We start from the raw sequence: 23,380 nt of genomic DNA on the forward strand, positions 1-23,380 counted from the left end.
CACTTACTGGGTCAAAGCCCACTCGCCGATGATGCGGAAGCGAGCCTTGGCGTGGTCCTGTTTGAACAGCGCGACGCGATCGATCGCAAGCGTCTTGAGGCCGAGCGCAGCAAACCTTCCCTGCAGCATTTCCAGAATCGGCCCGCGCCGCTCCACGTCGAGCCGGCCCGTCAACGTCATGTGGAAACGGAATTCCTCCATCACGTAAGGATAGCCCCAGCGGTCGAGATAGTGGCGCTGCCGTTCGCTCAGCTTCTCCGGCTTGCGCCGCGCACGGTCTTCCGCGCTCAGCGGCGCGCGGAAGGAGTCGAAGTCGCGCGCGCAATCGGCGGCGAGCTGCTGGAGTTCGCCGACCGGCTCCCCGGGAATGACGGCGATGAAGCCGCTGATGGAATCGACGACCGGGCGGATCACCGGAATTGCGCGTGCCCTGCCGGCGAATGTCGCGCAGGCCGCAACAAGCTCGACCTCGCGCCTGTCGGACGCCAGCGCCATCGGCGCCTTCAGCGTGGCGTGAAAGCCGTATTTGCGGGGATCGGCGGTGACATCACGCCAGTCCGGCGCGAGACGCGATGCGTCGGCGGGAAACGGCAGCTCGTTGCCGGTATAGGCATCGTAGCCGAGCAACTCCGCGCCGAAGCGGGTGAGCGCGCTGTCGCTGCCTGCGGCAAAATAGATCGCGTAGCGGGGGAAACTCGTCATCGTCCGAGCATAGCGGGTTTATGCCGCGGCGACAGCTTGGCGCGGGGTAGCTGGCATGCCAAGCAACCGCGTCGCCTCGGTGAGATGCACGAGCTTGCCGCCTGATATCACGGCGATCAGCCGCGGCCGCAGCGGCATGCTGTCGTCGACCAGCAGAATGTCCGCGCGCCGGCCTTCCGCGAGCACGCCGCGATCTGCAAGACCGGTCGCGCGCGCGGGCGCGGCGGAGACCAGATTCCAGGCCTCGGTCAGCGGCAGCACGCCATCGGCGGCGAGCCGGAACGCAGCGAGCAGCTGCGCGGGATAGTAGTAGTCCGAGGCCAGAACCGAGCAGAGCCCTTTGGCGATCATGTCGGATGCCCTGGTCCAGCCCGTGTGGCTGCCTCCGCGCACGACGTTCGGCGCGCCGTAGACGATGGCGTCACCGTGGCTTGCTGCCGCCCGCGCTGTCTCCTCGTTGATCGGAAACTCCGCAATCGCCACGCCCATGGCGCGAAAGCCTTCGCGCATCGCCGGCGTCGCATCATCGTGCGAGAGCATCCGCACGTCGGCGGCGCGGGCCGTCGCGGCCAGCCGTGACACGGAAGCCGGCACATCCGCGGCGCGGGACATTATGTGTCCGACCAGCCGGTCGAATTCCTCGCTCGACAGGCCGGTGCGCTCCACCATGCGATTGCGCTTGCGCGGCTTGGCCATGTCCCCAACCGTGCCGTCCATGTGGTCGTTGAAGGCGAACAGGTCGACGCGGCCCTCAGTGAGCCATTGGCTGATCTCGGTTTCGGCGTCGAGATTGTAGGTCTCGTGGCGCAGGTGAAAGCGGGTGTCGGCGGCGAATTGCGGGCGCTCCCGTTCGATCGCCTCCATCAGGCTGCGCGCATTGCCGGCGCTGCGCAGGCCCGGCTCCCACGAACAGGTCGTGGCGTGAAAAACCGTGGTGATGCCGTTGCTGATCGCCTGGCGGTCGCTGTCGGCGAGCGCGACGTCGATCGGGAAATCGACCCCGGCGCGCGGCATCATCTGTCGCTCGAAGGCATCGCCATGCAGATCGACGATGCCCGGCAGGACCAGCAGATCGCGCGCCTTGATCGCCAGCCGCGCCCGGCTGCGCGAGGCATTGATCTCTGCGATGTCCGTTCCGGACACGAGAAGCGACGTTTCGGCGAACTCGGAGCCGATCAGGGCCCGCCCGCCCTCGAGGAATATGTCTGTCACGCGACCGCGCTTCGTTTGCTGGCAGAAGAGGGTGCCCCTGCTTCGTATGCCGTGAGGAAATCCTCAATCCCGAGCTTGCGGAAATTGGGCAGGGCTTCACGCAACTTGTCGTGATCCCAGTCCCACCAAGCGAGCCTCGCAAGCCGCCCCGCAACCTCTTCCGAGAACCGCCGGCGCACGATGCGCGCCGGATTGCCGGCGACGATGGTGTAGGCCGGAACGTCCTTGGTGACGATGGCGCCGGCCGCGATCACCGCGCCGGTGCCGATGTTGCGGCCCGGCAGAACGATCGCGCCATGGCCGATCCAGACGTCATGGCCGATATGGACGTGATGCTGGCGCCGCCAGTCGAAGAATTCCGTGTCGTCGCTCTCGCCTTCGAAATAGGCGCTCGAACGATAGGTGAAGTGCGCCTGCGTGGCGCGTTGCATCGGGTGATTGCCCGGATTGATCCGTGTCATCGCCGCGATCGAGCAGAATTTTCCGATGGTGGTGTAGGTGATCTGGGCGTCGTTCACGACATAGGAGTAATCCCCCATCGTCACCTCGTGCAGCATCGTGCGCGCGCCGACCTCGGTGTAGGCCCCAAGCCTGGCGTCGTGCAGCTTCGCGGAGGGATCGACAGTCGGCTGGACCGAAAGAGCTTTGGCGGCCATGTTGAATCCGAACGAGAGGGCGGGCGTTTCTCTTCGAGCGGCTTGATGACAATGTCATGACGACGCCATGACAGGGGATGAACAGGAGATGAGGTGTGTAGGATCGCCGCACCGCAACGTCCGTGTCACACAAGTGTCAAGCGCCGGCGTTAGCGGTGGGTCCCAGCTACTCTGGAGCCCTGCATGCTGGTGGTTGAAGGTCTGACGTGTCGCTTCGGCGTGAAAGCCGCGGTGGACGACGCCTCGTTTCAAGTCTCTCCCGGCGGCTTCGTCGGCGTGATCGGACGCTCCGGCGCCGGCAAGTCGACCCTGCTGCGCACCATCAACCGTCTCGCGACCCCTGCACAGGGCCGCATCCTGTTCGACGGCCTCGACGTCACGGCGCTGCGCGGCAAGGAGCTGCGGCAGTGGCGGGCGCGCTCGGCGATGATCTTTCAGCAGTTCAATCTGGTGGGCCGGCTCGATGTGCTCACCAACGTCCTGATGGGACGGCTTGCGACGATGCCGGCCTGGCGCTCGCTGTCGCAGACCTGGCCCGAGCAGGACAGGGCGCTGGCGATGTCCGCGCTCGAACAGTTCGACATTGCCCCGCTCGCGGCCCAGCGCGCCGATCAGCTCTCCGGCGGCCAGCAGCAGCGCGTCGCGATTGCCCGCGCGCTGGTGCAGCAGCCCGACATCATCCTCGCCGACGAGCCGATCGCCTCGCTCGATCCGCGCAACACCAAGATCGTCATGGATGCGCTGCTGCGCATCAACAAGCACTTCGGCATCACGGTGCTCTGCAATCTGCATTCGCTCGACCTGGCGCGCAGCTATTGCGACCGCCTGATTGGCATGGCGCAGGGCCGCGTGGTGTTCGACGGCGCGCCGGCCGAGCTGACCGACCACGTGGCGCGCGAGCTCTACGATCTCGAAGCCGCCGAAGTCATGGGCGGCACGCCTGCACCGGTGCGACAGGGCATTCCGGCGCTTGGAACGGCGGCCGCCGCCTGAGCTGCGCCGCATCAGGACTTACCAATTTTGCGTCAACCGACCTCAACCAATGAAGAGGCTATCATGATTACTCGCAGATTGATTCTCGCCGGCGCCGCCGCGCTCGCGTTGACGACTTCGGCCTCCGCCGAAGACTGGAAAGCCAAATATCCCGAGCTGACCTTCGCGGTCATTCCGGCGGAAAACGCCTCGGGCGTGACCGAGCGCTGGGCGCCGTTCATGAGCTATCTCTCCAGGGAATTGGGCGTGAAAGTCACGCTGCGCATCGCCAACGACTACGCTGCCGTAATCGAAGGCCAGCGTGCCGGCAACATTCACATCGCGAGCTACGGCTCGGCCTCGTTCGCCCGCGCCCGCCTGACCGGCGTCAAGACCGACGCCTTCGCCAACGACATCAACTCCGACGGCTCCACCGGTTATTACTCGGTGTTCTTCGTCAAGGCGAGCAGCGCCTACAAGAGCATCGACCAGCTCAAGGGCAAGAACCTCGGCCTGGTCGACCCGAACTCGACCTCCGGCAACAACGTGCCGCGCTTCGAGCTCGACAAGATGGGCATCGCGGACGCCGACACCTATTTCAGCAAGGTCGTCTTCACCGGAAGCCACGAGAACGCGATCCTGGCGCTGGCGCAGGGCACGGTCGACGTCGCGGCCAACCAGTGGACCAGCGACAACGACTCGACATTAGCGCAGATGCTGACCAAGGGCATGCTGAAGAATGCCGATGGCTCGGCGATGAAGAAGGATGATTTCCGCATCATCCACAAGTCGGCGCCGATCATCAACGGCCCCTATGCCTACAATTCTGACCTGCCGGAAGAGGCCAAGGCCGCCATCGCCAAGGCGTTCTTCGACGCGCCGGCCAAGGACAAGGCTGCGTTCCATCGCCTCCAGGACGGCCAGAAGAAGGGTTTTCATCCCGCGACCACCAAGGATTGGGATGGCACGATCGAGCTGATCAAGTTCGTCGATGCGCTGCGTAAGAAGAAGGCGTCCTGAGTTTCGGGACGATGCCACTGGAGCCGGGTCGATGGACCCGGCTCTTTCTCTTTGATTGACCATTTTCCTGGCCAAGATGACCGTCGCGGTTTCGATCCTCCCCGAGCAACAGCTCGCCGTGCTCAACGCCGCCTATCGCCAGGCGGTGGCGCGCAAGCGGCTCCGAATCCTGTCTGGAGCCGTGATCTTCGCCGCAGCACTGTGTCTGGCCGCGATCGGCGCTGAAGTGAATCTGCGCACGCTGTTCGCCCACTTTGGCAACTTCATCAGCTATTTCGACCGCATCCTCACACTCGACACCGGCCAGCGGGTCTGGACCGATGTCGGCGAGTGGCTGTGGGGCTGGCGCAAATGGCTGAGGATGCTGGGCGAGACTTTGCTGATCTCCTATGTCGGCACGCTGATCGGCGCGACTTTTGCGTTTTGCCTGAACTTCTTTGCGGCTGAAAACACCTCGCCCGCGCCGTGGTTGCGCTTCGTCGTGCGGCGCCTGCTCGAATTCGCCCGCACGGTCCCCGGCATCGTGTTTGCCCTGATCTTCGTGATCGCCTTCGGGCTGGGGCCGATGGCGGGCGTGCTGGCGATCGCGATTCACTCCACCGGCGCGCTTGGAAAGCTGTTCTCGGAGATCGTCGAGAACGCCGACATGAAACCGGTCGAAGGCGTCCGCTCGACCGGCGCGAGCTGGCTGTCCTGCATGCGCTTCGCCATCCTGCCGCAGGTCACGGCGGGCTATGCCAGCTACGCGCTGCTGCGTTTCGAGATCAACGTCCGCGAGGCCTCCGTGATGGGCTTCGTCGGTGCCGGCGGCATCGGCCAGGAGCTCGTCGTCGCCATCCGCAAGTTCTACTACTCGGACGTCAGCGCCATCCTGCTCACCATCATCGTCACGGTTTTCATTATCGACATCAGCACCGGCTGGCTGCGCGGCCGCCTGTTCGGCAAGGAGGCGCGGACGTGACGGGGCCGCAGGACATTGACACATCAGCGCTTCGCGCGCGCTACCCTGATGTGTTCGACCGGCCGGCTTCGGCGCGGCTCCCGATGCCGGCGATGATCGTCGCGGCGCTCGCGGTTCTGATTTATGGCCTCATCGATCTCGACTTCTCGCCGTCGCGGTTGTTCGCGGGGCTCAGCCAGCTCGGTTGGATCAGCCTGATGATGATCCCGCCGGATCCCGGCTCGTCGCTGCCGGTCTATCTGAAGGCGCTGGGCGAGACGCTGTCGATTGCGCTGCTCGGCACGACGCTGGCCGCGGTCTTCGCGCTGCCGGTCAGTCTTCTTGCCGCGCGCAATGTGGTGCCGTCGAGGATTTTGCGGTTTCCGGTGCGGCGCTTCCTGGATTCAATCCGCGGAGTCGACACGCTGATCTGGGCGCTGGTGTGGATCAACGTGGTCGGGCTCGGCCCGTTTGCCGGCGTGCTCGCTATTGCCGTGTCGGATTTCGGCGCGTTTGGAAAACTGTTCTCGGAGGCGATCGAGGGCGCCGACCAGAAGCAGGTCGAGGGCATCCGCGCCTCCGGCGGTAGCGCGCTGCACGAGATTCGCTTCGGCCTGCTGCCGCAGGTCCTGCCCGTGATTGCCGGGCAGGTGCTCTATTTCATCGAGTCGAATACGCGCTCGGCCACCATCATCGGCATCGTCGGCGCCGGCGGCATCGGCCTCCAGCTCGCCGAGCAGATCCGCGTGCTGGAATGGCAGAAGGTGTCGTTCCTGATCCTGATGATCCTGGTCGCAGTCGCCGCGATCGATTTCGTTTCGGGCAAATTGCGTTTTGCGATTATCGGGCGGCGGGCGGTGGCGTAACCTTCTTCCTTCTCCCCTTGTGGGAGAAGGTGGCGCGAAGCGCCGGATGAGGGGTCTGCATCCTCAATTCAGATCAGTGCGCGGAGGCGAACCCCTCACCCGTCTCGCCGCTAGCGCGGCGAGCCACCCTCTCCCGCAAGGGGAGAGGGGCAGAGGGCAGCCAGTTCACCCGTTCTCCACCAGAAATTCCACCCGCTCCGCCGCAAAGCGCGAATGCTTGGTGACCAGCGGCTTGCCGTCGAGATCGTGATCGGTGGCGTCGACCACCAGGATCGGCCGTCCCAGCGCCAGATCGAGCCGTGCGGCGTCGGTTGCGTCGACGATACCGGCGGTGATCCGGGTCGCGCCGCGGCGATAGTCCCGGACGCCGTAATGCTCGAGCAATTTCGTCATCGAGCGGGTCGCGGCAAAGACGTCGCCCGCAGCGGGGAATAGCTGTGCCGATAGCCACGTCGTGGAGACACAGATCGGCGTGCGGTCGGCGAGGCGCATCGCCTCGATCCGGACCAGCGGTGCGCCGGTCTTGAGGCCAAGCTCCCGCGCGAGTTCGCGGGTCGCAACGTCAGCGGACGCCTCGATCAGCCGGCCATGCGGTTCGCGGCCGTCCGCGCCGACGATCTCGGAGAAACGGGTCCGCGAGCGCAGTGGATAAGCGAGCTTCTGCGCCTCGACATAGGTTCCGCTGCCGCGTTCTGCCCGCACGATGCCGCGCTCGGCAAGCGCGGCCAGCGCGCGTCGCACGGTGTGGCGGTTGACGCGATAGGTTTCGGCGATCTCCACCTCGCCCGGCAGCTTGTCGCCCGCCGCAAAGCGGCCGTCGGCGATGCCGCGCTCGATGCCGTCGGCAACGAGGCGCCACAACGCGACGCCGGAGGAGGCTGTGTCCTGCATGCTCATGTGGCCGGGAAGCTACTCCAGAAATCACGCCTTTGTCACGAAACAGTCATGGCGCTCCCGTATCAAGTTGTCTAGTATCATAGACAACTTGGATTCGGCAAGTTCTGCAGAGAAGTCGGTGGATGCGGTGACCCAGCACAATAATCAGCAAGCCCAGCGCAAGGCCGCAATGTCCGTGCTGGCGCACGCGGAGGCGGGCGAGATCGCCGCTCGCCTCCACGCTCTCGCTTTGCCGGCGCATCAGGATCTGCGCGCGCCGGAAAACGGCCTCGTCATGCTGCGCGGCCGGGTCGGCGGCGATGGTGCGCCGTTCAACCTCGGTGAAGCCACGGTGTCGCGCGCCGCGGTGCGGCTTGCGAGCGGCGAGGTCGGTTTCGGCTACACGCTCGGCCGCGACGGCGAGAAGGCGCGGCTGATCGCGCTGTGCGATGCCCTGGTGCAGTCCAGCGATTTCGGCGCCGCGGTGGAGCGGGACATTATCGCGCCGTTGCGTGAGCAGCTGATGGTCAGGCGCAAGCAGGTGGCGGCCCAGACCGCCGCGACGAAGGTTGATTTCTACACCATGGTGCGCGGTGAGGGGTGAGATCATGACCACGATTGCGGAACTGCCGCCGGGGTTCGCCGATAAGGTCTTGTCGGCGCAATCGACCTTTCGCTCGGTCATGGACGCGATGGCGCGGCCGGGATCGGTGCAGCGCATCGTGCCGACATCAGGAGCGCCTCGTGTGATGATGCGCGGGACGGCCGCGATCGCGCTGACGCTGTTCGATCACGACACGCCGCTCTGGCTCGATGCGCGCATGCATGAGACTTCCGACGTCGTGAAATGGCTGAAATTCCATACTGGTGCGCCGGTGGTGCAGGATTCTTCCATCGCCAGCTTCGCGCTGATCAGCGACGGCGGGGCGCTGCCTTCGCTGGAGCGCTTCGCGCTCGGCACCAGCGAATATCCGGATCGGTCGACCACGTTGATCCTGCAGGTCGAGAGTCTCGATTCGGGACGCAGCTTCGAGCTGCGCGGGCCCGGCATCGACGGCGTCGCCACGCTCCAGGCGTCGATCAAGCCGTTCGACGTGTTCGAGCGACTTCGTATTAACGAGGCGCTGTTTCCGCGCGGTATCGATGTGGTGCTGGTCGCCGATGACGCCATGGTTGCGATCCCGCGCACCACGCGTATCGTGAGCAGGGGAAGCTAAGCATGTATGTCGCAGTCAAAGGCGGCGAACGCGCCATCGAGAACGCCCATCGCCTGCTCGCCAGTGCGCGGCGTGGCGACCAAAGCGTTCCGGAAATCTCGCTCGACCAGATCTCCGAGCAGCTTGGTCTCGCCGTGGACCGCGTCATGAGCGAAGGCTCGCTCTATGACCGCGAGCTCGCGGCGCTCGCCATCAAGCAGGCGCGCGGCGATCTGATCGAGGCGATCTTCCTGGTCCGCGCCTTCCGCGCGACGCTGCCCCGCTTCGGCGCCAGCGAGCCGGTCGAGACCGGCGCGATGCGGATACGGCGGCGGGTGTCCTCGACCTTCAAGGACATTCCCGGCGGCCAGATCCTCGGCCCGACCTTCGACTATACCCACCGCCTGCTCGATCCCTCGCTCGCCGAGGGCTTTGTGCCGGAGACACCGGCGACGGCCGAAGCATCGTCTGCGCCAACCCCGCGGGTGACCGACATCCTCGGCCGCGACGGGCTGATCGAATCCTCGCCTCAGGCTGAGGACGGCGCCAGCGTCGGCGATCTCACTCGCGAGCCGCTCAATTTTCCCGCCGATCGTGACCTGCGCCTGCAAAATCTCGCGCGTGGCGACGAAGGTTTTCTGCTGGCGATGGGCTATTCCACCCAGCGCGGCTACGGCCGCAACCATCCCTTCGCCGGCGAGATTCGCTTCGGTGAGGTCGAGGTTGAATTCTCCGCGGAAGACGTCGGCTTCGCCGTGCCGCTCGGCTCGATCGAGCTCACCGAGTGTCAGATGGTCAATCAGTTCAAGGGCTCCGCGACGGAGGCGCCGTGCTTCACCCGCGGCTATGGCCTCGCCTTCGGCCAGAGCGAGCGCAAGACGATGTCGATGGCGCTGGTCGACCGCGCGTTGCGTGCGCGCGAGCTCGGCGAAGAGGCACTCGCCCCCGCGCAAGACGAAGAATTCGTGATGTCGCATTCGGACAACGTCCAGGCTACCGGCTTCGTCGAGCATCTGAAGCTACCGCATTATGTCGACTTCCAGTCTGAGCTCGGCCTGTTGCGCAAGCTGCGGAAGGAATTCACTGAGGCCAATGCGCCCGATGCCATGAAGGAGGCCGCGGAATGAACGCGCCCGCCTACAATTTCGCTTATCTCGACGAACAGACCAAGCGGATGATCCGCCGCGCGATCCTCAAGGCGATCGCGATCCCCGGCTATCAGGTGCCGTTCGCCAGCCGTGAAATGCCGATGCCCTATGGCTGGGGCACCGGCGGCGTGCAGGTGACGGCCGCGATCCTCGGGCCCGAGGACGTGCTGAAGGTGATCGACCAGGGCTCCGACGACACCACCAATGCGATCTCGATCAGGAAGTTCTTTGCCAAGACCGCCGGCGTCGCCACGACGACGGCGACGATCGATGCGACCGTGATCCAGACCCGCCACCGCATTCCGGAGACGTCGCTACACGCAAATCAGGTGCTGGTCTACCAGGTGCCGATCCCGGAGCCGCTGCGCTTCCTCGAGGCGCGCGAGACGGAGACGCGGCGCATGCACGCGCTCGCCGAATACGGCCTGATGCATGTGAAGCTCTACGAGGACATCGCCCGCTTCGGCCACATCGCGACGGCTTACGCCTATCCGGTGAAGATCAATGCGCGCTACGTGATGGACCCGTCGCCGACGCCCAAATTCGACAATCCCAAGATGGACAATTGCCCGGCGCTGCAACTGTTCGGCGCCGGCCGCGAGAAGCGCATCTATGCGATCCCGCCCTATACGCAAGTTGTGTCGCTCGACTTCGAGGACCATCCCTTCGAGCCGTACCGCTTCAACGCGCCGTGCGCGTTGTGCGCCGCTGAAAATTCCTACCTCGACGAGATCGTGACCGACGACAAGGGCGGGCGCATGTTCGTCTGCTCCGACACCGATTATTGCGAGGGACGTCAGGCCGCCGGCCATCACGGCAGCCTCAGCGCCGCGCCGTACAAGGACAAGGCGCAGGAGGCATCGAATGGCTGATCAAGACATGCTCGAGAACGACGAGCCGCTGCTGGTCGCAAAATCCCTCAGTAAGTCCTATGGCCGGATCGCGGCGTGCCGCGACGTGTCCTTTGCGCTCTACCCCGGCGAGGTGCTGGCGATCGTCGGCGAATCCGGCTCGGGCAAATCGACGCTGCTGCAGCTGCTGTCGGGTCAGCTCGCGGCCAGCGGCGGTGAGGTGTCCTACCGGATGCGCGATGGCGTCACCCGCGATCTCACCACGCTGGGCGAGGCCGAGCGGCGCTTCCTGTTTCGTACCGATTGGGGCTTCGTTCATCAGGATCCCGCGCAGGGGCTGCGCATGACCGTCTCGGCCGGCGCCAATGTCGGCGAGCGGCTGATGGCGGTGGGGTGGAATCACTACGGCCGCATCCGCGATACCGCGTCGGACTGGCTGACTCGCGTCGAGATCGACATCGCGCGCATCGACGATGCGCCGCGGACCTATTCCGGCGGCATGCGCCAGCGGCTCCAGATCGCCCGCAACCTCGTCACCGAGCCGCGGCTGGTGTTCATGGACGAGCCGACCGGCGGCCTCGATGTTTCCGTGCAAGCCCGTCTGCTCGACCTCGTGCGCAGCCTGGTCGCGGAGCTGCATCTCGCGGTCATCATCGTCACCCATGATCTCGCGGTCGCGCGCCTGCTGTCGCATCGGGTCATGGTCATGAAGGGCGGCCGAGTCATCGAGACCGGCCTCACCGATCAGGTGCTCGACGACCCCCGCGAGCCCTATACCCAGCTGCTCGTCTCCTCGATCCTGCCGCCATGAGCCTTCCAACGTAATGAGCCTTGCAAGAAGAGTTCTCCAATGACCGCCATGATCGACATCGCCGACGCCAACAAGACCTTCACGATGCACCTGCAAGGTGGCATCGAGCTGCCCGTGGTGCGCGGCGTGACCTTTCACGTCAATCCCGGCGAATGCGTCGTGCTGTCGGGGCCATCAGGCGCCGGAAAATCGTCGATCCTGAAGATGATCTTCGGCAATTATCGTTGCGATTCCGGCCGGATCGGCATCCACCATCGCGGCGCGCTGGTCGATCTCGCCACCGCCGAGCCGCGGCAGGTTCTCAACATCCGCCGCGCGACCATTGGCTATGTCAGCCAGTTCTTGCGCGCGGTGCCGCGCGTCGCGACCCTCGACGTGGTCGCCGAGCCGCTGATCGTCAACGGCCTGGCGCGCGCGGAGGCGCAAGCCCGTGCTGGCGAACTGTTGCATCGCCTCAACATCCCCGAGCGGCTCTGGCAGCTTCCGCCCGCGACCTTTTCCGGCGGCGAGCAGCAGCGCGTCAACATCGCGCGCGGCTTCATCTCGGATCTGCCGATCCTGCTGCTCGACGAGCCGACCGCGTCGCTCGACGCCGCCAACCGCGCCGTCGTGGTCGGGCTGGTAGCCGAAAAGAAGCGCCAGGGCGTCGCCATGGTCGCCATTGTCCATGACGACGAAATCCGTCATCAGATTGCCGACCGCACCGTCGACGTCACCAGCTTCGCCGCCGCGGCCTGAAGGAAATGGACATGAACGCCAAGAAGGACATCGTGATCGCCAACGCCAGGATCGTGCTGGCGGAACGGGTGATCGAGCAGGGCTGGCTTGCCCTCGCCGATGGACGCATTGCCGAGATCGGCGAGGGCAGGGCGCCCGCGGGGGCAGAGGATGCCGGCGGCGATCTGATCATGCCCGGCTTGATCGAGCTCCACACCGATCACCTCGAGGCGCATTACGTGCCGCGACCAAAAGTGTTCTGGAATCCAGTCGCCGCCGTCGTCTCCTATGACGGCCAGCTCGCGACATCAGGCATCACGACGGTGTTCGACTCGCTCCGGGTCTGGCGCGAGGATGGCGCCGAGGAAGTCGACGGCCGCGCCGGCACGCTTGCCGCCGCAATCACGACCGCTCGCGATGCTGACCTGCTCCGCGCCGATCACTTCCTGCATCTGCGCTGCGAAATCCCGATGCCGAGCGTGGTCGAGGAGGCCAGGGAGCTGATCGACCGTCCCGACGTGCGGCTGATGTCGCTGATGGACCACACCCCCGGCCAGCGCCAGTTCCGGGACGAAGGCAAGCTGCGCGACTATTATCGCGGTAAGGGCGGCGGCAAGACCGACGCCGAGCTCGACGAGCTGTTCGCGAAGCGCTTCGAATATCAGAAGGCCTATGCCGCGACCAACATGCGCGAGATCGTGGCGCTGGCCCACAAGTACAAGATCCCGCTGGCGAGCCATGACGACACCACTGAGGAGAACGTCGTGGACGCCGTGCGCGATGGCGTTTCGGTGGCGGAATTTCCGACCACGCTGGAGGCCGCGCGCGGCCTGCACGAGGCCGGCATCGACATCCTGATGGGCGCGCCGAACGTCGTGCGCGGCGGCTCGCATTCCGGCAATATCGCCGCGGTCGATCTCGCCCGCGAGGGCCTGCTCGACATCCTGTCGTCGGACTACATCCCCTCGAGCCTTCTGATGGCCGCGCTGCACTTGCCCGAGCACGTGCCCGCCATCACTCTTCCGGCGGCGATCCGCACCGTGACGAAGGCGCCCGCGGAGGCAGTCGGCCTGTCCGACCGCGGCGAGATCGCGATCGGCAAGCGTGCCGATCTGATCCGCGTGCATGTCGCGGGCCGCGTCCCCGCGGTCCGCAGCGTCTGGCGCGAAGGAAGCCGTGTCGCATGAGCGAGGCCGTCACCGTGGCGGGAAAGACAACGGGTGCGATCGGGCCCGGGCGGCTCGTGCTCGTGGTCGGTCCCAGCGGTGCCGGCAAGGACACGCTGCTGCGGCTGGCGCGGGCAGCCTGCATCGAGGATCACGACATCGTCTTCCCGCGCCGTGTCGTGACGCGGGAATCCTCGGCCGACGAAGACAATATTGCGGTGAGCCCTGACGAATTCCGTCGCGCGCGCGAGCATGGCGAATTCGCCGTGCATTGGGAGGCGCATGGGCATTGTTACGCGCTGCCGCTCGACCTCAACGACGATATTCGTGCCGGACGCGCCGTCGTGGCCAATGTTTCGCGCACGGTGATCGGCGTGCTGCGCCAGACCTATGCAAACGTCGTGGTGGTCGCGATCACGGCGCCTCCGGATGTGCTGGCGCAGCGGCTTGCCGCTCGCGCCCGGCACAGCGACGGCAATATCGCGGAACGGCTGACGCGCAGCGTCGACGACGCATCGACTCAGGCCGACGTCACCATCCTCAACGCCGGCAGCGCTGAGTATCACGGCCGCCAGCTTCTGCGCGTGATCAGGAACCAGGGCTGGCACGAATAGCCCGCACAACAAGGAGACTGGAATGTCGGTGATCGAAACGGTCGAGCAGCTGGAGGCCATCTACGGCGTCACCAACGACGCATCGATCGTGAAAGTCGCCGACCACGTCACCCCGCTCTATCGCGTCTTCATCGAAAAGGCGCCGTTCGCCGCGCTCGCTACCATCGGACCCGAGGGGATCGACTGCTCGCCGCGCGGCGATCTCTCCGGCTTCGTCCGCATTCATGACCCGAAGACGCTGATGCTGCCGGATCGCCGCGGCAACAACCGGGTCGATTCCTTGCGCAACATCGTGCGCGATCCCAGGGTATCGCTGATGTTCCTGATCCCCGGCTCCGGAAATGCGGTTCGGGCCAATGGCCGGGCGCATCTGTCCATCGATTCCGAATTGCTGGCCTCGTTCAAGGTCGACGGCAAGGCGCCGCGCAGCGTCATGGTGATGACGGTCGACGAAATTTACTTCCAGTGCGCCCGCGCCATCGTCCGCTCCGATCTCTGGAATCCCGACAAGCGCATCGACCCCAAGACGCTGCCGACGCCCGGCCAGATCCTCGCCGAGATGAGCGAGAACAAGGTCGGCGGCGCGGAGTATGATCGCGCCTGGCCGGAGCGTGCGGCCGCGACGATGTGGTGAGTTCGTTCTTCCCCTCTCCCCTTGCGGGAGAGGGTGGCTCGCCGCGTAGCGGCGAGACGGGTGAGGTCTCTCTCCGCGTGCGACTCTCTTGAGGATTCGCGGAGGCAAACCCCTCATCCGGCGCTTCGCGCCACCTTCTCCCGCAAGGGGAGAAGGAAGAACTCATCGCGAGATGAATTCGTTTGTCGGCGCTCGCACCCGGAGACGCGCCCCTGCGCGCTCATCGCAATTATGGATAGACATTTCATTGACCGTTCGCGCTAAACGCTCGATATTCGACGCATCGACACTGCTCCTTCGAGCCGAAGCCGCGATATGAGAACCGATCACCCGCGCAGTAACAATGACATGCATGCGTGCATGACGCGCCGCTGTTTCTCGGCGGCCACCGGCGCATGTTGTTGTTGCTGACCGCCGCCTCCTAGCAGCACCTCACCCAGCAAATCCCAAGAAGAAAATCCAAAGACAGGAACGCCGAGACCCGGCGGACGAGCAGTCATGTCCCGAACTCAATCGAATGCCTACGTCATCGAGATCCACGACCGCGCCGCCGGCATCGTCACGAGGGATACGCGCGGCTTCCGCTTCTTCTCCTCCGAGCGTCTGTTCGACAGCCTCGAAGGCCGCCAGTTCCGCTCGGCGCGCGAGGCGGAGCGCGCCGCCCGTGCGGTATTCTCCGAGCGGGGCCGGCGCGCGAACTGATCAGCTCCGGCGGCGCGCCCTGGTGCGTGCCGCCTTCTTTGCGGCGCTGGAGCGGGCCTTGGCGCCCTTGGTGCGGCTCGCCTTGCGCGCGGCGGCTGAACGCGACGCGGCCGTTCGCCGGCTCGCGGCACGTTTGCCCTGCTTCGACAGTGCACTGCGCGAGGCGGTCGAGCGCGGCTCCTTCTTCAAAACCTTTTCGACTGCTTGCGACACGCGCGGCCGGCGCTTCGGGGTGCGCTTGCCCTGACCGACCTCGTAGGCATATTTGGCGCTGCGTCGCGTCGATTTCTTGACGCTTTCCTTGCGCGGTGGCGGCAGATCGATGCCGGCGCGGCGCGCTTCGGAGAGACCGATGGCAATGGCCTGCTTCGTCGAGCGGGCGCCATGCTTGCCCTTGCGGATCTTGTCGATCTGGTCCTTGACGAATTCGCCGGCCTGCGTGCTTGCCGATTTACCGGCACGCTTGTCTTGCCTGGCTTTGCGAATGACTTCCTGTCTTGGCATGGGTCCTGTTCCCTCGATCTTCACAGGGATATCTGACCGCAACGCGCAAGATGGATGATTGATCCTGTCAGTTCCGGAGCGCAGCCAACAACTCATCCGGGCGTTCGGCCATGATCATGTGGCCCGCGCCGGGCACCACGACGGTCTTCGCATGCGGGATCGCGGCGGCAAGTGCCTTGCCGGCCTTCACCGGCGTCATCATGTCCCGTTCGCCGAGGATGAGCGTCGTGGGCACCTTCACGCTTGCGGCTGCTTGCAGCGCATTCGCGTAAGCATTGCAGGCCGACAAATCCCGGAACAGCACGCCCGGCTCGCAGTGTTTCAATACGGCCTGCGCCCCGCCATGCATCCACAGGCCCGGTGCGAGGCTGCCACCGAGCTCGGCGTTGAAGCCGAGGCCCCAGATCGAGACCATGTCGTTTGCATCCTGCGAATTGGCTTCGGCCGCCTTCAGCAGATCCGGGCCGACCGTCATGGTCGCGGCCGTGCCGATCAGGCTGAGCGCGGAAACCTTGTCGGGGTGACGTGCGGCCGTCTCCAGCGAGATCAGCGAGCCCATGGAATGGCCGATCAGATGCGCTTTCGTCACTCCGGCCGCATTGAGCAGGGCCGCCGTCCAGTCGGCCATCTCGGCGATGCTGCCGAGCGAAGGTCCGGGCGAGCGGCCGTGGCCGGGCAGATCCGGCGCCAGCACGCCAAAGCCATGATGGGCGAACCAGCGCGTGTGCAGCGCCCAGGTCGAATGATCGAAGCCGGCGCCGTGGAGGAAGGCGACCGCGGGCAGGGATCTGTCGAAGTCGCGGCCGCCGGTTGCGACCAGCACCTCGGCGCCGTTGACGGAGAGCTTCATGGTGTCAGACCTTTTGCGAGATGCGCAGCGCTTGGGTGAGATCGTCGACGATGTCGCTTGCGGTCTCGATGCCGACCGAGAGTCGCACCAGCTCCTCGCCGATGCCGGAGGCCTTGAGCTGCTCGGCGTCCATCTGCTGGTGTGTGGTCGAGGCGGGGTGGATCACCAGCGTCTTGGCGTCGCCGACATTGGCGAGATGGCTGATCATGCGCAGCGATTCGATGAACTTGCGGCCGGCGGGCCGCCCGCCCTTGATGCCGAAGGAGACGATCGAGCCGGCGCCGCGCGGCAGCAATTGTTTTGCGAGCTGGTAGTCCGCATGATCTTCCAGCGAGGGATGCAGCACCCAATCCACGGCCTTGTTGGACTTCAGTGCTTCCAGCACGAGCTGGGTGTTTTGCATATGGCGGTCCATGCGCACCCCGAGCGTCTCGACGCCCTGCAACAGCTGGAACGCGTTGGTCGGGGATAGACAAGCGCCGAAATCGCGCAGGCCTTCGGTACGCGCGCGCATGATGAAGGCGGCGGTGCCGAACTGCTCGTCGAAGACGATGCCGTGATAGCCGCCATAGGGCTCGGTCAGCACGCCGAATTTTCCGGATGAGCGCCAGTCAAAACGACCGCCGTCGACGATGGCGCCGCCGATCGCGATGCCGTGGCCGCCGATCCATTTGGTCGCCGAATGCATGACGATGTCGGCGCCGAGCTCGATCGGACGGCTGAGATAGGGCGTGGCAAAGGTGTTGTCGATCAGCAGCGGAATCTTCGCGTCATGCGCGATCGAAGCGACTTTCGGAATGTCCAGCACCTCGAGCCCGGGATTGCCGATGGTCTCGCCGATCATCAGCTTCGTGTTCGGCTTGATCGCCGCGCGGAACGCGTCGAGATCGCGCGGCTTGACGAACGTTGTGGTGATGCCGAAGCGCGGCAGCGTGTGCGCCAGCAAATTGATGGTGCCGCCATAGAGCGAGCTCGATGCCACGATATGGTCGCCGGCGTTCAGAAGCGTGGCGATGGCCAGATGCAGCGCCGCCATGCCGCTCGCGGTGCAGATCGCGCCGACGCCGCCTTCCAGCGCCGCAAGCCGTTCTTCCAGCACGCCGGTGGTCGGATTGGAGATGCGCGTATAGATGTGGCCGGCGCGTTCGAGATTGAACAGCGCGGCGGCGTGATCGGAATCCTGGAACACGTAGGACGTGGTCTGGTAGATCGGCACCGCGCGGGCGCCGGTCGCGGGATCCGGATGCTGGCCCGCATGCAGGCTCAGGGTCTCGAAGGCAGGCGGTTTTGGCGCGGGCATGCGGGGCCTCGTTGCTCGGTCGGCGGAGGCGGCTCTTGTGCCATAAAATGGCGCGCTGCGTCAGCCCATTGACAGCGTTGTCTAACCCCGGATCGCCTGCTCGATGATCCGCGCCTCCCGCAGCAGGATCTCCGCGACCTCCTGTTCGCGTCGTGGGCCGAGCCTGGTGCGAACGGCGGAGACGGTCATCGCGGCAGCGGGACGGCCGTCCGGGGTCTCGATCCAGGTCGAGATCGACTTCGTACCCTGCACGAGACCAATTTCCCTCATGCCGTATCCCAGCCGTCTTGCGGCGGTGACCTGGCCCAGCACCGTCGCAACATCGGTCCGGTAGGCCTCCAGTCTCTTCTCGTTGGCTGCGACGATTTTTCGCGCGTCCTGCGCCGGCATCGCGGCGAGGATGGCGACGCCTGCGCTGGAGACGCCGAGCGGTCGGCGCGCGCCGACCTCGATCGACAGCACCTGGATCGGATAGACGCCAATCCGGCGATCAACGCACAGCGTGTCGTTGCCGGTCCGCACCGTCAGGAACAGCGTGTCGCCGATCTCGGCCGAGGCGCGTTGCAGCGACGGATTTGCCGCGATCAGCAGCCGCGACGGCCGAGGCCGTGCGAGCGCGAGCTCCGGCACCTGGTTGCCGATCGCGTAGCGGCCGGTCCGGTCATGCCGTTCGACGATGCCTTCCTCGATCAGCACGTGGACGATGCGGTGCACGGTCGGGCGGGTGAGGCCGGTCGCCCGCACCACCTCGGCCAGCAGCACGCCGTCTTCGCGGCCTGCGGCAAGGATGCGCAGCACCGCGAGCGCGCGCCGGATCGCCTGCGCGCCCTGTCGCGGTCCCGTGATGCGGCGGGTGGATTTCGCGGAAGTCGTCTTGTCCATAATATGGACGAGAACGCCACAATTCACTCGACAGGTAAAGCGCCCATCTGGAGATTGCGCTCCGAATCGACATGCCGTGTACGACGTCAGGCAAATCGACGTAAAATTGGAAGCGCCGCCGGGAGGTTAACATGCGATTAATCTGGATTGCCCTAGCTGCCGCAGCGGCGATGTTGACGGGACCGGCGTCGGGCCAGCAATGGCCGGCGCGCAACGTCAAGCTGATCGTGCCCTATCCGGCCGGCGGCAATGTCGATAGCGCCGCGCGCATCATCGCGGACAAGCTCCAGGAAAAGCTCGGCCAGCCCTTCATCATCGAGAACAAGGCGGGCGCCGGCGGCATGATCGCGGGCGAGGCGTTCGCGAAATCCGCGCCCGACGGCTACACGCTGTTCGTCGGCGCCAACGGCCCGGTGCTGTTCGCGACCGAAATCAACAAGCGCGACGCCTACAATTGGAAGAAGGACTTCCTGCCGATCACGACGATCTCGATGACGTCGTTGGTGCTCGAGGTGCATCCGTCGGTGCAGGCGACCACCTTCAAGGAATTCATCGACCTCGCCAAGCGCGAGCCGGGCAAGCTGACGATGGCCTCGCCCGGCCCCGGCACCACCAATCATCTGCTCAGCGAGCTGATGCAGTCCAGCCTCGACCTGCAATGGGTCACCGCGCATTATCGCGGCAATGCGCCTGCCGTCAACGATCTCTTGGGCGGGCAGGTGCAGTTCGCGTTCGACCAGCTCACGGTCAGCCTGCAGCACATCAAGGCCGGTCTGTTCCGGGCGCTGGCCGTCACCAGCCCGCACCGCCTGAAGTCGCTGCCCGACGTGCCGACCTTCGCCGAGCTTGGTTACAAGGATTTTGACGGCCAGACCTTCACCGGCCTGTTCGCACCGGCAGGCACGCCGGCGCCCGTGATCGACAAGCTGCACGAGGCACTGACCGCGATCCTGAAGGACCCCGCCGTGGTCGACAAGTTCGAGAAGCTCGGCGGTGAAGCCGTCGCGATGACGCCCGACGAATTCAAGGCCTATCTCGCGCGCGAGGACGCCAAATGGATTCCGATCGTGCGCAAGGCCAACATCAAGGCGGATTGATCGATGCGGATCGACCCCAGCGAGCTCGGCGCCGAGCGCATCTACCGGCTGATGACCGGCATCGTGGTGCCGCGTCCGATCGCCTGGGTGACGAGCCTGTCGCGCGCAGGCGTGCTCAACCTCGCGCCGTTCAGCGCCTTCACCTTCGTCTCGCAGAAGCCGCCGATGCTCGCGATCAGCGTCGGCCGCAAGGGCGCGGACTACAAGGACACCGCGCATAACATCCTCGATACCGAGGAATACGTGATCCACATCGCCGATACCCCGCTGATGCAGGCGGTGCACGACTCATCGGTCGAGCATCCGCCCGAGATCAGCGAGGTCGCGGAGCTCGGCCTTGAGACGCTCCCGAGCGAGCGCATCAAGGTGCCGCGGCTCAGCGTTGCACCCGTTGCGATGGAGTGCCGCTTTCGGCAGTGCCTCGAATTCGGCGACGCCCGCAGCCGTCTCATCGTGGGCGAAGTCGTGATGTTCCACCTCCGCGACGGCCTCGTGAACGACGGCAAGGTCGAAACCGTCGCGCTCGATCCGATCGCGCGCATCGGCGGGCCGCGCTACGCCCGGCTCGGCGAGATCGTGACGCTGCACGGCGTGTTCCAGACTCCCAAATCGAAAGACTGAGCGCGCCGCCCCCGCGCGCGCCCCAAGACCATTGGAGAACGACCATGCGACTCCTAAGCTATCTCGTGGACGGAGAGCCGCGCTACGGTGCCGTCATGGAAGGCGGCGTCGTTGATCTGACCCGGCGGATCGGCCGCGACTTCTCCGATGTCAGGGCGCTGATCGCAGCCAACGCGCTGGCCGACGCGCAGGAAGCCGTCGCCGGACAAAAGCCGGACTACGCGCTGGAAGAGCTCGTGCTGCTTCCGCCGGTGCTGGCGCCGGAAAAGCTCTGGTGCATCGGAGTCAATTACGCCGAGCGCAATGCGGAGTATAAGGACAGCTCTGACCTGCCCAAATATCCCAGTCTGTTCGTGCGCAGCATGTCCTCGATGACGGGCTCAGGCCAGCCGCTGGAGAAGCCTCACGTCTCCGAGCAGCTCGACTATGAAGGCGAGCTCGTCATCGTGATTGGCCAGGGCGGCCGCCACATTCCGCGCGAAAAGGCCTGGGCGCACATCTTCGGCATGACGCTGTGCAACGAGGGCACGATCCGCGACTGGCTCCGCCACGGCAAGTTCAACGTCACGCAGGGCAAGAATTTCGACCGCTCCGGCAGCATCGGTCCGTGGATCGTCACCGCGGACGAGCTCGATCCGCGCGGGCCTCATGACATCGTCACGCGCGTCAACGGCGAGGTGCGGCAGCAGGACACCACCGAGCGGCTGATGTTCCCGTTCGATTTCCTGATCTCCTATCTCTCGACCTTCGCAACCCTCAAGCCCGGCGACATGATCGTGACGGGCACGCCGACCGGCGCCGGCGCCCGCTTCCACCCGCCGCGCTGGCTCAAAGTCGGTGACGTCGTCGAGGTCGAATCCAGCCGCATCGGCGTGCTGCGCAACACCGTCGCGGCGGAGCAATAGGTCATGCTGGATACTGCCACGATCGAACGTCTTGCCACGCGGCTCGACGAAGCCGAACGCACCAAGACGCTGATCACGATGTTTTCGAAAGACCATCCCGATTTCAGCATCGAGGATGCCTATGCCGTTCAGCGCGCCTGGACCAGACTCCAGCTCGGACGCGGCCGGGTCATCAAGGGCCACAAGATCGGCCTGACCTCGAAAGCGATGCAGAACGCGGTCGGCATTTCCGAACCCGATTACGGCGTGCTGTTCGCCGACATGTTCTATGCCGACGCCACGCCGATTCCGTTCGACCGCTTCCAGGCGCCGCGAATCGAGGTCGAGCTCGCCTTCGTGCTGAAGGCGCCGCTGCGCGGGCCCGATTGCACCATCTTCGACGTGCTCAACGCCACCGACTACGTCACCCCGGCGCTGGAGATCCTGGAGACGCGCATGCACCGCGTCGATCCCGAAACGGGCAAGGCGCGAAAGGTCATGGACACGATCTCGGACAACGCGGCGAACGCCGCGCTGGTGCTTGGCGGCCGGCCTTTCCGTCCGATGGACGCGGACATGCGCTGGATAGGCGCGCTGTTGTTCCGCAACGGCGAGGTCGAGGAAACCGGGCTTGCCGCCGGCGTGCTCAACCATCCCGCCAACGGCATTGCCTGGCTCGCCAACCGCCTCGCGCCGCATGACGAGCATCTGGCCGCCGGCGAGGTGGTGCTGGCGGGATCGTTCACGCGTCCGGTCGACATTCGCCGCGGCGACACGTTTCATGCCGATTATGGCGCGTTCGGCTCGGTGTCGTGCCAGTTCGTCTGAATCAACACATGAAAGGGAGCGCATCATGACCGGTCACACGCGGCGCAAGAGCATCCATATCGGCGGCTTCAAGCATGCCAACCCGATTCCGAACGCCTGCCGCATCGGCAATCTCGTGATGTCGGGCGTCATTCTCGGCCGCGATGCGACTGGTGCGATGCCCGAGAGCCTGGAGGCGCAATGTGCCAACATGTTCGCGCATATGAAGGCGACGGTCGAGGCTGCCGGCGGCACCACCGACGACATCATCAAGATGACGGTGTGGCTGAAGGACCGTACGCAGCGCGGCCCGGTCAATGTCGAGTGGCTGAAGATGTTTCCGGACGAGCATTCGCGCCCGGCGCGCCACGCGCTGCCGATGGACAACATGGACGGCGGCGCGCTGGTGCAGTGCGACTTCACCGCCGTAATCGACTGAGGGAGTTTTGCGCATGCCGACCTATCTTCCGTTCGACCCGAACCCGCGCCGCCCGGTCAAGGGGCCGCCGCCCAAATCCCTCGACAGCCAGTTTCACGTGCTCGGCCCCCTCGACAAATATCCGGAGCGTCCCGGTGCTGCCTATCGGATGCCGACCGCGACCTGGGAGGCGGCGCTGCGCGTGCACAAGACGCTCGGCATCGAGCGCGGCATCATCGTGCAGACCACGACGTATGGCGCCGACCATGCCGTCGTGCTCGACGGTCTCGCCGCGATGGGCCCGAACTATCGCGGCTGCGCCAACGCGCTGGTGTTCGCCGAGGCGAACGATTCGTATCTTGCCAAGCTGCATGATGCTGGGGTCCGCGGCGCGCGCTTCAGCTTCCGCCAGGAGCTCGGCGCTGTGCTGTCGGATGCCGATTTTGCCCGCGCGATTGCGCGCATCCGCGAGCTCGGCTGGTACGTCAAGATCCAGCCCGAGAAGGACGGCATCGTCTCCAGCGTCGCCAAATACGAGAATCTCGACGTGCCCGTGCTGATCGACCACATGGCACGGCCCGATCCTGAAGCCGGCAGGAACGATCCGAACCTGCGCAAGATGCTGGAGCTGCTCGGCAAGGGCAATTTCTGGGTGATGCTGTCGCTCGGCGAGAAGTCCTCGAAGCTCGGGCCGCCCTACGACGACGTCATCCCGATCGCGCGTGCCTATATCGAGGCAGCAGTCGACCGCTGCGTCTGGGCCAGCGACTGGCCGCACCCGGTCTCGGTCAAGCAGCCGCCCAACGACGCCGATCTGCTGGAGTTGATGTACCGCTACGCGCCCGACCAGTCGACGCTGGAGAAGATCCTGGTGCACAATCCGGCCAAGCTGTTCGGCTTTCCGGATTAGGGCGCTCACGGCCTGCCACGAGCG

29 protein-coding genes are annotated in these 23,380 nt (G+C 65.4%); 20 read left to right on the forward strand and 9 right to left on the reverse strand.

What is annotated here, in order from left to right; translation table 11 throughout:
- Positions 1-3: 3 nt before the first annotated feature.
- The 3 genes from IVB36_RS05275 to IVB36_RS05285 are packed head-to-tail and all read right to left on the reverse strand — an operon-like array spanning position 4 to position 2,570.
- Positions 4-702 (reverse strand): DUF1045 domain-containing protein, encoded by a 699-nt coding sequence (locus IVB36_RS05275; protein ID WP_018453070.1) that lies wholly within the window; start codon positions 700-702, stop codon positions 4-6.
- Positions 703-720: 18 nt separating this feature from the next.
- On the reverse strand, positions 721-1,914 hold the full coding sequence (locus tag IVB36_RS05280) for an alpha-D-ribose 1-methylphosphonate 5-triphosphate diphosphatase (protein ID WP_247390848.1): 1,194 nt from the start codon (positions 1,912-1,914) through the stop codon (positions 721-723).
- Positions 1,911-2,570, reverse strand: coding sequence for an acetyltransferase (locus IVB36_RS05285; protein ID WP_018453072.1), 660 nt, complete (start codon positions 2,568-2,570; stop codon positions 1,911-1,913). The genes IVB36_RS05280 and IVB36_RS05285 overlap by 4 nt, the downstream gene beginning before the upstream one ends.
- A 183-nt stretch (positions 2,571-2,753) precedes the next feature.
- On the opposite strand from IVB36_RS05285, the gene phnC reads away from it, so the two are divergent.
- The 4 genes from phnC to phnE (IVB36_RS05305) all read left to right on the forward strand — a co-directional run bounded on the left by phnC (position 2,754) and on the right by phnE (IVB36_RS05305) (position 6,368).
- The gene (gene phnC, locus IVB36_RS05290; protein ID WP_018453073.1) at positions 2,754-3,563 is read left to right on the forward strand and encodes a phosphonate ABC transporter ATP-binding protein; all 810 of its coding nucleotides are present in this window, start codon (positions 2,754-2,756) and stop codon (positions 3,561-3,563) included.
- Between the two features lie 63 nt (positions 3,564-3,626).
- Positions 3,627-4,562, forward strand: a complete 936-nt coding sequence (gene phnD / locus IVB36_RS05295; RefSeq protein WP_026232455.1) for a phosphonate ABC transporter substrate-binding protein — start codon at positions 3,627-3,629, stop codon at positions 4,560-4,562.
- 76 nt (positions 4,563-4,638) lie between these two features.
- On the forward strand, positions 4,639-5,523 hold the full coding sequence (gene phnE, locus IVB36_RS05300) for a phosphonate ABC transporter, permease protein PhnE (protein ID WP_026232456.1): 885 nt from the start codon (positions 4,639-4,641) through the stop codon (positions 5,521-5,523).
- Positions 5,520-6,368 carry a phosphonate ABC transporter, permease protein PhnE gene (phnE, locus tag IVB36_RS05305; RefSeq protein ID WP_026232457.1) on the forward strand — a complete coding sequence of 283 codons (849 nt, stop codon included), beginning with the start codon at positions 5,520-5,522 and terminating at the stop codon, positions 6,366-6,368. The genes phnE (IVB36_RS05300) and phnE (IVB36_RS05305) overlap by 4 nt, the downstream gene beginning before the upstream one ends.
- A 165-nt stretch (positions 6,369-6,533) precedes the next feature.
- On the opposite strand, the gene phnF is transcribed toward phnE (IVB36_RS05305), so the two are convergent.
- The gene (gene phnF / locus IVB36_RS05310) at positions 6,534-7,265 is read right to left on the reverse strand and encodes a phosphonate metabolism transcriptional regulator PhnF (protein ID WP_018453077.1); all 732 of its coding nucleotides are present in this window, start codon (positions 7,263-7,265) and stop codon (positions 6,534-6,536) included.
- A 118-nt stretch (positions 7,266-7,383) separates the two neighbouring features.
- On the opposite strand from phnF, the gene phnG reads away from it, so the two are divergent.
- The 9 genes from phnG to IVB36_RS05355 are packed head-to-tail and all read left to right on the forward strand — an operon-like array spanning position 7,384 to position 14,381.
- Positions 7,384-7,848 carry a phosphonate C-P lyase system protein PhnG gene (phnG, locus tag IVB36_RS05315; protein ID WP_018453078.1) on the forward strand — a complete coding sequence of 155 codons (465 nt, stop codon included), beginning with the start codon at positions 7,384-7,386 and terminating at the stop codon, positions 7,846-7,848.
- A 4-nt stretch (positions 7,849-7,852) separates the two neighbouring features.
- The gene (gene phnH / locus IVB36_RS05320; protein WP_018453079.1) at positions 7,853-8,461 is read left to right on the forward strand and encodes a phosphonate C-P lyase system protein PhnH; all 609 of its coding nucleotides are present in this window, start codon (positions 7,853-7,855) and stop codon (positions 8,459-8,461) included.
- 2 nt (positions 8,462-8,463) lie between these two features.
- On the forward strand, positions 8,464-9,567 hold the full coding sequence (locus tag IVB36_RS05325; RefSeq protein ID WP_018453080.1) for a carbon-phosphorus lyase complex subunit PhnI: 1,104 nt from the start codon (positions 8,464-8,466) through the stop codon (positions 9,565-9,567).
- Positions 9,564-10,460 (forward strand): alpha-D-ribose 1-methylphosphonate 5-phosphate C-P-lyase PhnJ, encoded by an 897-nt coding sequence (locus tag IVB36_RS05330; protein ID WP_018453081.1) that lies wholly within the window; start codon positions 9,564-9,566, stop codon positions 10,458-10,460. Before IVB36_RS05325 ends, IVB36_RS05330 begins: the two co-directional genes overlap by 4 nt.
- Complete coding sequence (phnK, locus tag IVB36_RS05335; protein ID WP_018453082.1) at positions 10,453-11,250, forward strand: phosphonate C-P lyase system protein PhnK; 798 nt, start codon at positions 10,453-10,455, stop codon at positions 11,248-11,250. Before IVB36_RS05330 ends, phnK begins: the two co-directional genes overlap by 8 nt.
- 39 nt (positions 11,251-11,289) lie before the next feature.
- On the forward strand, positions 11,290-11,988 hold the full coding sequence (phnL, locus tag IVB36_RS05340; protein ID WP_018453083.1) for a phosphonate C-P lyase system protein PhnL: 699 nt from the start codon (positions 11,290-11,292) through the stop codon (positions 11,986-11,988).
- 11 nt (positions 11,989-11,999) lie between these two features.
- The gene (locus tag IVB36_RS05345; protein ID WP_247299237.1) at positions 12,000-13,154 is read left to right on the forward strand and encodes an alpha-D-ribose 1-methylphosphonate 5-triphosphate diphosphatase; all 1,155 of its coding nucleotides are present in this window, start codon (positions 12,000-12,002) and stop codon (positions 13,152-13,154) included.
- The gene (gene phnN / locus IVB36_RS05350) at positions 13,151-13,747 is read left to right on the forward strand and encodes a phosphonate metabolism protein/1,5-bisphosphokinase (PRPP-forming) PhnN (protein WP_018453085.1); all 597 of its coding nucleotides are present in this window, start codon (positions 13,151-13,153) and stop codon (positions 13,745-13,747) included. Before IVB36_RS05345 ends, phnN begins: the two co-directional genes overlap by 4 nt.
- Before the next feature lie 22 nt (positions 13,748-13,769).
- Positions 13,770-14,381: a pyridoxamine 5'-phosphate oxidase family protein gene (locus IVB36_RS05355; RefSeq protein WP_247299239.1), complete on the forward strand. Its 612-nt coding sequence runs from the start codon at positions 13,770-13,772 to the stop codon at positions 14,379-14,381.
- A gap of 326 nt (positions 14,382-14,707) precedes the next feature.
- Here IVB36_RS05355 and IVB36_RS05360 read toward each other — a convergent pair whose 3' ends face one another.
- Positions 14,708-14,881, reverse strand: a complete 174-nt coding sequence (locus tag IVB36_RS05360; RefSeq protein ID WP_247369095.1) for a hypothetical protein — start codon at positions 14,879-14,881, stop codon at positions 14,708-14,710.
- Between IVB36_RS05360 and IVB36_RS05365 the strand changes: the two genes are divergently transcribed.
- Entirely contained in the window at positions 14,880-15,083 is a 204-nt protein-coding gene (locus tag IVB36_RS05365; RefSeq protein ID WP_018453086.1) for a hypothetical protein, read from the forward strand. The two genes, IVB36_RS05360 and IVB36_RS05365, sit on opposite strands and share 2 nt — an antisense overlap.
- On the opposite strand, the gene IVB36_RS05370 is transcribed toward IVB36_RS05365, so the two are convergent.
- The 4 genes from IVB36_RS05370 to IVB36_RS05385 form a co-directional block, all read right to left on the reverse strand.
- Positions 15,084-15,587, reverse strand: coding sequence for a DUF6496 domain-containing protein (locus IVB36_RS05370; RefSeq protein ID WP_018453087.1), 504 nt, complete (start codon positions 15,585-15,587; stop codon positions 15,084-15,086).
- Between the two features lie 67 nt (positions 15,588-15,654).
- Entirely contained in the window at positions 15,655-16,437 is a 783-nt protein-coding gene (locus IVB36_RS05375; protein ID WP_018453088.1) for an alpha/beta hydrolase, read from the reverse strand.
- 4 nt (positions 16,438-16,441) lie between these two features.
- Entirely contained in the window at positions 16,442-17,737 is a 1,296-nt protein-coding gene (locus IVB36_RS05380; RefSeq protein WP_018453089.1) for an O-acetylhomoserine aminocarboxypropyltransferase, read from the reverse strand.
- Positions 17,738-17,818: 81 nt separating this feature from the next.
- Positions 17,819-18,619: an IclR family transcriptional regulator gene (locus IVB36_RS05385; RefSeq protein WP_247337567.1), complete on the reverse strand. Its 801-nt coding sequence runs from the start codon at positions 18,617-18,619 to the stop codon at positions 17,819-17,821.
- Between the two features lie 131 nt (positions 18,620-18,750).
- Between IVB36_RS05385 and IVB36_RS05390 the strand changes: the two genes are divergently transcribed.
- From IVB36_RS05390 to IVB36_RS05415, 6 genes are read left to right on the forward strand one after another with little or no spacing between them, the layout of a single operon-like run.
- Positions 18,751-19,716, forward strand: a complete 966-nt coding sequence (locus IVB36_RS05390) for a tripartite tricarboxylate transporter substrate binding protein (protein WP_026232459.1) — start codon at positions 18,751-18,753, stop codon at positions 19,714-19,716.
- A 3-nt stretch (positions 19,717-19,719) separates the two neighbouring features.
- The gene (locus IVB36_RS05395; RefSeq protein WP_018453091.1) at positions 19,720-20,337 is read left to right on the forward strand and encodes a flavin reductase family protein; all 618 of its coding nucleotides are present in this window, start codon (positions 19,720-19,722) and stop codon (positions 20,335-20,337) included.
- Between the two features lie 44 nt (positions 20,338-20,381).
- On the forward strand, positions 20,382-21,242 hold the full coding sequence (locus IVB36_RS05400; RefSeq protein WP_247390849.1) for a fumarylacetoacetate hydrolase family protein: 861 nt from the start codon (positions 20,382-20,384) through the stop codon (positions 21,240-21,242).
- A 3-nt stretch (positions 21,243-21,245) separates the two neighbouring features.
- Positions 21,246-22,049: a 2-oxo-hept-4-ene-1,7-dioate hydratase gene (gene hpaH / locus IVB36_RS05405; RefSeq protein WP_018453093.1), complete on the forward strand. Its 804-nt coding sequence runs from the start codon at positions 21,246-21,248 to the stop codon at positions 22,047-22,049.
- Between the two features lie 25 nt (positions 22,050-22,074).
- The gene (locus tag IVB36_RS05410; protein ID WP_018453094.1) at positions 22,075-22,467 is read left to right on the forward strand and encodes a RidA family protein; all 393 of its coding nucleotides are present in this window, start codon (positions 22,075-22,077) and stop codon (positions 22,465-22,467) included.
- A 13-nt stretch (positions 22,468-22,480) separates the two neighbouring features.
- Entirely contained in the window at positions 22,481-23,356 is an 876-nt protein-coding gene (locus tag IVB36_RS05415) for an amidohydrolase family protein (protein ID WP_018453095.1), read from the forward strand.
- Positions 23,357-23,380: the final 24 nt, after the last annotated feature.

Source organism: Bradyrhizobium sp. 35, from assembly GCF_023073215.1.
Classification (GTDB): Bacteria; Pseudomonadota; Alphaproteobacteria; order Rhizobiales; family Xanthobacteraceae; genus Bradyrhizobium; species Bradyrhizobium canariense_D.

Bases quoted from the DNA above. Each gene is read 5' to 3' on its own strand.
- IVB36_RS05360 (WP_247369095.1), bottom strand. From the start codon at position 14,881: ATGACTGCTCGTCCGCCGGGTCTCGGCGTTCCTGTCTTTGGATTTTCT.
- IVB36_RS05380 (WP_018453089.1), bottom strand. From the start codon at position 17,737: ATGCCCGCGCCAAAACCGCCTGCCTTCGAGACCCTGAGCCTGCATGCG.
- IVB36_RS05330 (WP_018453081.1), top strand. From the start codon at position 9,564: ATGAACGCGCCCGCCTACAATTTCGCTTATCTCGACGAACAGACCAAG.
- phnL (WP_018453083.1), top strand. From the start codon at position 11,290: ATGACCGCCATGATCGACATCGCCGACGCCAACAAGACCTTCACGATG.
- phnH (WP_018453079.1), top strand. From the start codon at position 7,853: ATGACCACGATTGCGGAACTGCCGCCGGGGTTCGCCGATAAGGTCTTG.
- IVB36_RS05400 (WP_247390849.1), top strand. From the start codon at position 20,382: ATGCGACTCCTAAGCTATCTCGTGGACGGAGAGCCGCGCTACGGTGCC.
- IVB36_RS05285 (WP_018453072.1), bottom strand. From the start codon at position 2,570: ATGGCCGCCAAAGCTCTTTCGGTCCAGCCGACTGTCGATCCCTCCGCG.
- IVB36_RS05375 (WP_018453088.1), bottom strand. From the start codon at position 16,437: ATGAAGCTCTCCGTCAACGGCGCCGAGGTGCTGGTCGCAACCGGCGGC.
- hpaH (WP_018453093.1), top strand. From the start codon at position 21,246: ATGCTGGATACTGCCACGATCGAACGTCTTGCCACGCGGCTCGACGAA.
- phnD (WP_026232455.1), top strand. From the start codon at position 3,627: ATGATTACTCGCAGATTGATTCTCGCCGGCGCCGCCGCGCTCGCGTTG.
- IVB36_RS05395 (WP_018453091.1), top strand. From the start codon at position 19,720: ATGCGGATCGACCCCAGCGAGCTCGGCGCCGAGCGCATCTACCGGCTG.
- phnN (WP_018453085.1), top strand. From the start codon at position 13,151: ATGAGCGAGGCCGTCACCGTGGCGGGAAAGACAACGGGTGCGATCGGG.
- phnC (WP_018453073.1), top strand. From the start codon at position 2,754: ATGCTGGTGGTTGAAGGTCTGACGTGTCGCTTCGGCGTGAAAGCCGCG.
- IVB36_RS05410 (WP_018453094.1), top strand. From the start codon at position 22,075: ATGACCGGTCACACGCGGCGCAAGAGCATCCATATCGGCGGCTTCAAG.
- IVB36_RS05345 (WP_247299237.1), top strand. From the start codon at position 12,000: ATGAACGCCAAGAAGGACATCGTGATCGCCAACGCCAGGATCGTGCTG.
- IVB36_RS05385 (WP_247337567.1), bottom strand. From the start codon at position 18,619: ATGGACAAGACGACTTCCGCGAAATCCACCCGCCGCATCACGGGACCG.
- phnE (WP_026232456.1), top strand. From the start codon at position 4,639: ATGACCGTCGCGGTTTCGATCCTCCCCGAGCAACAGCTCGCCGTGCTC.
- phnF (WP_018453077.1), bottom strand. From the start codon at position 7,265: ATGAGCATGCAGGACACAGCCTCCTCCGGCGTCGCGTTGTGGCGCCTC.
- IVB36_RS05275 (WP_018453070.1), bottom strand. From the start codon at position 702: ATGACGAGTTTCCCCCGCTACGCGATCTATTTTGCCGCAGGCAGCGAC.
- IVB36_RS05390 (WP_026232459.1), top strand. From the start codon at position 18,751: ATGCGATTAATCTGGATTGCCCTAGCTGCCGCAGCGGCGATGTTGACG.
- IVB36_RS05365 (WP_018453086.1), top strand. From the start codon at position 14,880: ATGTCCCGAACTCAATCGAATGCCTACGTCATCGAGATCCACGACCGC.
- IVB36_RS05325 (WP_018453080.1), top strand. From the start codon at position 8,464: ATGTATGTCGCAGTCAAAGGCGGCGAACGCGCCATCGAGAACGCCCAT.
- IVB36_RS05355 (WP_247299239.1), top strand. From the start codon at position 13,770: ATGTCGGTGATCGAAACGGTCGAGCAGCTGGAGGCCATCTACGGCGTC.
- IVB36_RS05415 (WP_018453095.1), top strand. From the start codon at position 22,481: ATGCCGACCTATCTTCCGTTCGACCCGAACCCGCGCCGCCCGGTCAAG.
- IVB36_RS05370 (WP_018453087.1), bottom strand. From the start codon at position 15,587: ATGCCAAGACAGGAAGTCATTCGCAAAGCCAGGCAAGACAAGCGTGCC.
- phnK (WP_018453082.1), top strand. From the start codon at position 10,453: ATGGCTGATCAAGACATGCTCGAGAACGACGAGCCGCTGCTGGTCGCA.